Here is a 5,095-nt window from a genome sequence, read left to right as displayed (position 1 = left end):
AGTCCGGACCGCCCGAGCACGCGACGAGCACGAGCGCGTCCGGCTCGAGGTCGGCGACCGCGGCGACGACCGCCGAGCGCACCGCCGCCACCTCGCGCGCGGGACCGGTCACCCGTGCACCCGGCGCACCCACGCGCGCGGGTCCGCGATCTCGGCGGGCGACGGCAGGTGGTCCACCGACGACCACACCGCGTTCAGCCCGTCCCGGCCGACGACCTTGCGCACCGCCCGCACGAACGCCGCCCCGTCTCGGTACTGCGCCAGCTTGGCGTCGAGCCCGAGCAGACGGCGCAGCACGCGGTCGACGCCGCGGGCGCTCGCCGCCTCGTCGCGCCGGGCCTCGAACGCCCTGCGGATGGTGCGCACGCTCGGCACCACGCCCGGGCCGACCTCGTCCATCGCGACGTCGGCGTGCCCCTCGAGCAGGGCCATCACCGCACCGACCTCCTCGAACACCGTCCGCTGGCGGCGCGAGAGCAGGTCGAGCACCCCGATGCCGTCCTCCGTGCCGCCGGTCACCGCTCGCGCCACGGCCTGCACCAGCTCGCCGACCCGGGGCACCAGCGACCTGTCCGCCACCAGGTCGGTCATCAGCTCCGCCGCGCGGCTGCGCAGGTGACCCGCGAGCCAGGGTGCCGCGGCGAACTGCAGCGCGTGGGTCTGCTCGTGCAGCGCCACCCAGAGCCGGAAGTCGGACGGGTCCACCCGCAGCCGGCGCTCGTGGTGCAGCACGTTCGGCGCGACGAGCAGCAGCCGCCCGCGGCCGTCCGCCGACGTGAACGGGTCGAACTGGCCGAGCACCTTGCCGGACAGCAGCGCGAGCACGCCGCCGACCTGCAGGGCCGCGGCCGACCGGGTGGCCGACGAGGGTGTGGTCCCCGCCAGCGGCCCCGTCATGGCCGCGAACACCTCGGCGTTGGCCTGTGCCCAGCGCGGCCGGTCCACCACGAGCACCGTGGAGACCCTGCCGGGTGGCGTGCCGTCGAGGGCCGCCAGCCCCGTGATCGCCGCAGCGTGCTCGGCCGCGCGGCCGGCGGCGTCGCGCAGCTCGTCGACCAGCGCGGTCAGCTCGGCCCGGTCCGCCACCGGTCCCGGTGCGGCCAGCCGGCCCGCCACGCGGACGGCGAGCTCCCAGTCGACCGGTCCCTGCGTGGTGTCCACCGGGTCAAACTAACCGCAGCCGCACCCGGACAACGCGGTGACGAACGAGTCGATCGCGGCGCGCGGTCCCCACTGGCCGCCGTCGGGCGTCGCGTCGGCCAGGACGACGAAGACCAGCTGCCGGGCGTCGGCGTCGAGCACGGTGCCCGCCAGCGACGTCACGTGCGGGAGGCTGCCCGTCTTGGCCCGCACCAGGCCGCGCGCCGGCGACTGGGTGTAGCGGTCCGACAGCGTCCCGGTCAGTCCCGCGATGGGCATCCCCGTCGCGACGTCCCGCAGCACGCCGTGCGCGGGGTCGGTGGCCAGCCGCAGCAGGCCGACCAGGAGGCTGGGGGGCAGGACCGAGCCGGACCCCAGACCGGACGCGTCCGACAGGCGCGCGCCGCCGGTGTCGACGCCGGCGACCGCGACCGCGTGCAGCACCGCGGTCGTGCCGCCCTCGAACGTCGCGGGGAGACCCGCCTGGATGGCCACCAGCCGGCTGACCACCTCGGTGATCGTGTTGTCGGAGGTGTCCAGGAAGTGGTGCACGATCCCGTCCAGCGGCGCCGAGCGCACCACCCCGATCTGCCGGCCGCCGCCGGGACGCTCCGCGCGCCTCGGTGCACCGTCGACCGTGATGCCGGCCTCGGTGAGCCGCTGGGCGAACGTCGCCGCCGCCGCGAGCGACGGGTCCCCGTGGCGCGGCGGGTACTCACCGGGGCGGATCTTGGCGGTGTCCACCGCCAGCGCCGTCACCGGCGCGACGAACCCGGCGGCGATGTCGGCCGGGTTCCAGGTGGGGCTGAGCGTCGGGCTGGTGAACAGCGAGTCGTCGACGCCCAGGGTCACGGTGGACACACCCTCGAGCTGCAGCTCCCGGGCCACCTGCGCGGCCAGGTCCGCCAGCCCCGCGTGCCCGTCGACGGCGTCCGGGTTGCCCGCGCCCGCGGCGAGCATCATGTCCCCACCGCCGACGAGCACGATGCCGGAGCCCGCTCCGCGCACGACGCTCGTCGGCAGCGTCACGTCCGGGCCGAGGGTGCTCAGCGCCGCGACCGCGGTGACCAGCTTGGCCGTCGACGCGGGCGTGCGACCGTCCTCCGGCAGGTGCGAGCCCAGCACGTCCCCCGACAGCTGGTCCGCGACCAGCACGCCGACGCTCGGACCCATCCGGGGGTCCTTGACCAGCCCGTCGACGAGCGCCTGCACCCCGGCCGCCGGAGGCAGGGGCGCCTGCGGGTCCAGGTCCGCGAGCGCGGGGACCGCGTCCAGCGGCTCGACAGCGCCCGGTGCGGTGGGGAACGGCAGCGGATCGGGCAGCGGCTCCTCGAGCGTCACCATGCCCGGGACGACGTCGTAGGCGTCGGCCGTCACGTACGCCCCGCCCGCCAGCACGAGGACCAGCACGCCGGTGCCGACGACTCTCGCCGCTGTGGTCATCGTCACCCCGCCCCGCTCGATCCCCGGTGGGACGCTCCGTCCCGCGGTGCGTCAGACTACTGTCCGAGACAAGGGCGCCCCTGACACCTCGGCGCGCCGCACGACGACGAGTGTCGCGACCGCCGGACCCGGGACCTGGGCGCGGCCGTGGGGCGGAGGAGCACTGTGGAGTTCGACGTCACGATCGAGATCCCGAAGGGCCAGCGCAACAAGTACGAGGTGGACCACGCCACGGGGCGGATCCGCCTCGACCGGATGCTGTTCACCTCGACCCGGTACCCCGACGACTACGGCTTCATCGAGGGCACCCTCGGCGAGGACGGCGACCCGCTGGACGCCCTGGTGCTGCTCGAGGAGCCGACGTTCCCCGGCTGCCTCATCCGCGCCCGCGCGCTCGGCATGTTCCGCATGCGCGACGAGGCCGGCGGCGACGACAAGGTGCTGTGCGTGCCGACCGGCGACCAGCGGGCCGCGTGGCGCCAGGACATCGACGACGTGTCCGACTTCCACCGCCTGGAGATCCAGCACTTCTTCGAGGTCTACAAGGACCTGGAGCCGGGCAAGTCCGTCGAGGGCGCCCACTGGGTAGGCCGGTCCGAGGCAGAGGCGGAGATCGAGCGCAGCCGCCAACGCGCCATCGACACCAACTACTACAGCCACTAACCCCGCTCCTCCCCGCTCTCATCCGCAACGTCCGAGCAAGTGGTCGCCAGAGCAGCCACTTGCTCGGACGTTGTCTGTTCTGAGCGGCACCCATTCCGCAGCGTCCGAGGAAGTGGTCGCTGTGGCGCGCACATCCTCGGACGTCCTGCGATGGTTCTGAGGCGCCCACAGCAAGCATCGACAGCGGTCGCGTCCACAGACCGGGAGTGTCGGCTGGTGCCCCTCCATGGCCGCTCCAGGCTGGCGGGATGGTGGGAGATCGCGCGGCACGCGCTGCGCGTCGGGCTCGTGTCGAGGAGCTGGCGTCCGCGCAGGCCGGGATCGTCACGCGTTCCCAGGTGGGTGCGCGCGGGATCACGCGCTCGCAGCTGCGCGCGGAGATCGACGCCGGTCGCTGGCGCGTCGCCGGCGGGGAGTGCCTCGTCGTCACGCCAGCAGGAATCGACGCGCGCGCCGACTGGTGGCTCGCGGTTCTCGAGACCGCCCCACGCAGCGACGTCGCGACGCCAGCGCGCGCGGCACTGGGTGGACTGACCGCACTGCAGGCAGCCGGCCTGCGCGGGATCGACGGCGACCGGCTGGTGCACGTGTGCGCTCCGAAGTCGTCGCATCCCCTCTCTCCTGTGCCCGGTGTTCGGGTCCACGAGACGAGGCGATGGAGCGATGACGACCTCGTCCCCGCCGGCATCCCCCGAACGCGGCCAGACGTCGCGACGGTGCAGGCGGCCCTGTGGGCTCGTACCGACCGCGAGGCGGCCCTCCTCCTGATTGCGCCGGTGCAACAGCGCCTGACCTCCGTCGACCTCGTCGGGGCAGCTCTGGATCGCGTGAGACGGGACCGGAGACGCCCGTTCCTCCGCACCGTGTTCCTCGAGCTTGTCGACGGCGCTCACTCACTCAACGAGCTGGACTTCGCCGCGATGTGCCGGCGCCGCGGTCTTCCTGAGCCCGACCGTCAGGTCGTCGCCTCGGCGGGTGCGGGCCGCTGCTACCTGGACGTGCGCTGGAGCCGCTGGCGCGTGGTCGTCGAGATCGACGGAGTGGGCCACCTGCAGCCGGACCGGTGGATCGACGACAACCTGCGCCACAACGAGATCGCCCTGTCAGGAGATGTCGTCCTCCGCATCCCCAGCCTCGGCCTGCGGCTCGACCCAGACCGTCACCTCGACGCCGTAGAGCGGGCGCTGCGCCAAGCCGGCTGGACCGACCCAGCGTCGGCACGACGTCCGAGGAAGTGAGCGCCCCAGCAACCACTTCCTCGGACGCTCAGGGTCTCGAACTCAAGACGTCCGCGGAAGTGAGCGCTCTGGCGGCCACTTGCTCGGACGTTGCTGGAAAAGAAGGGAAGGGAAGGGGAAGGGGGGAGGCGGAGGGGGTTACGGGCGGCCGGCGTAGGGCATGGTCTTGCTCCAGCGCATGGTGGTGGTGCGCAGGGGGTCGCCGGGCTTGGAGGCCTCCATGATCTGGCCGTTCCCCGCCCAGATGGCCACGTGGTAGATCTCGTCGACGTTGTTCGGGTCGTTCGACCAGAAGACCAGGTCGCCGGGGCGCAGGTCGTTGTAGCTGATCTTGAGGACCTGCTTGTACTGGTCGCGCGTGGTGCGGGCGAGGTTGACCCCCGCGGTCCGCCACGCGGTCATCGACAGGCCGGAGCAGTCGTACCCGTCCGGGCCGACTCCGCCCCAGATGTACGGCAGCCCCGTCTTCGTCTGCGCCCAGGTCAGTGCCGCGGTTCCGGCGGCTGCGGAGCCGCGCGAGGTGCCCGTGCCGAGCCCGTACTTGGCGGGCGTCGGTGCGGGCGCAGGCGCAGGCGCGGGGGCCGGCGCGGGGGCGGGAGCCGGGGCCGGGG

At 73.8% G+C, this 5,095-nt stretch carries 5 protein-coding genes; 2 read left to right on the top strand and 3 right to left on the bottom strand.

Features of this window, described 5'->3' with window-relative positions:
- Positions 1 to 108: 108 nt before the first annotated feature.
- Both RYN42_RS19610 and dacB read right to left on the bottom strand, forming a co-directional pair.
- The gene (locus tag RYN42_RS19610) at positions 109 to 1,161 is read right to left on the bottom strand and encodes a zinc-dependent metalloprotease (RefSeq protein WP_315099126.1); all 1,053 of its coding nucleotides are present in this window, start codon (positions 1,159 to 1,161) and stop codon (positions 109 to 111) included.
- 9 nt (positions 1,162 to 1,170) lie between these two features.
- Entirely contained in the window at positions 1,171 to 2,583 is a 1,413-nt protein-coding gene (gene dacB, locus RYN42_RS19605) for a D-alanyl-D-alanine carboxypeptidase/D-alanyl-D-alanine-endopeptidase (protein WP_315099129.1), read from the bottom strand.
- 165 nt (positions 2,584 to 2,748) lie between these two features.
- On the opposite strand from dacB, the gene RYN42_RS19600 reads away from it, so the two are divergent.
- The gene (locus RYN42_RS19600; protein WP_056085756.1) at positions 2,749 to 3,246 is read left to right on the top strand and encodes an inorganic diphosphatase; all 498 of its coding nucleotides are present in this window, start codon (positions 2,749 to 2,751) and stop codon (positions 3,244 to 3,246) included.
- 716 nt (positions 3,247 to 3,962) lie between these two features.
- Positions 3,963 to 4,484, top strand: a complete 522-nt coding sequence (locus RYN42_RS19595) for a hypothetical protein (RefSeq protein ID WP_315099120.1) — start codon at positions 3,963 to 3,965, stop codon at positions 4,482 to 4,484.
- Between the two features lie 138 nt (positions 4,485 to 4,622).
- On the opposite strand, the gene RYN42_RS19590 is transcribed toward RYN42_RS19595, so the two are convergent.
- A partial coding sequence (locus RYN42_RS19590; RefSeq protein ID WP_315099117.1) for a C40 family peptidase occupies positions 4,623 to 5,095 on the bottom strand: 473 nt, incomplete at its 5' end.

The organism is uncultured Cellulomonas sp., from assembly GCF_963527515.1.
Classification (GTDB): domain Bacteria; phylum Actinomycetota; class Actinomycetes; order Actinomycetales; family Cellulomonadaceae; genus Cellulomonas.
Note: the sequence above shows the minus strand (reverse complement) of the source record. Positions and strands in the feature narration are given on the sequence as shown.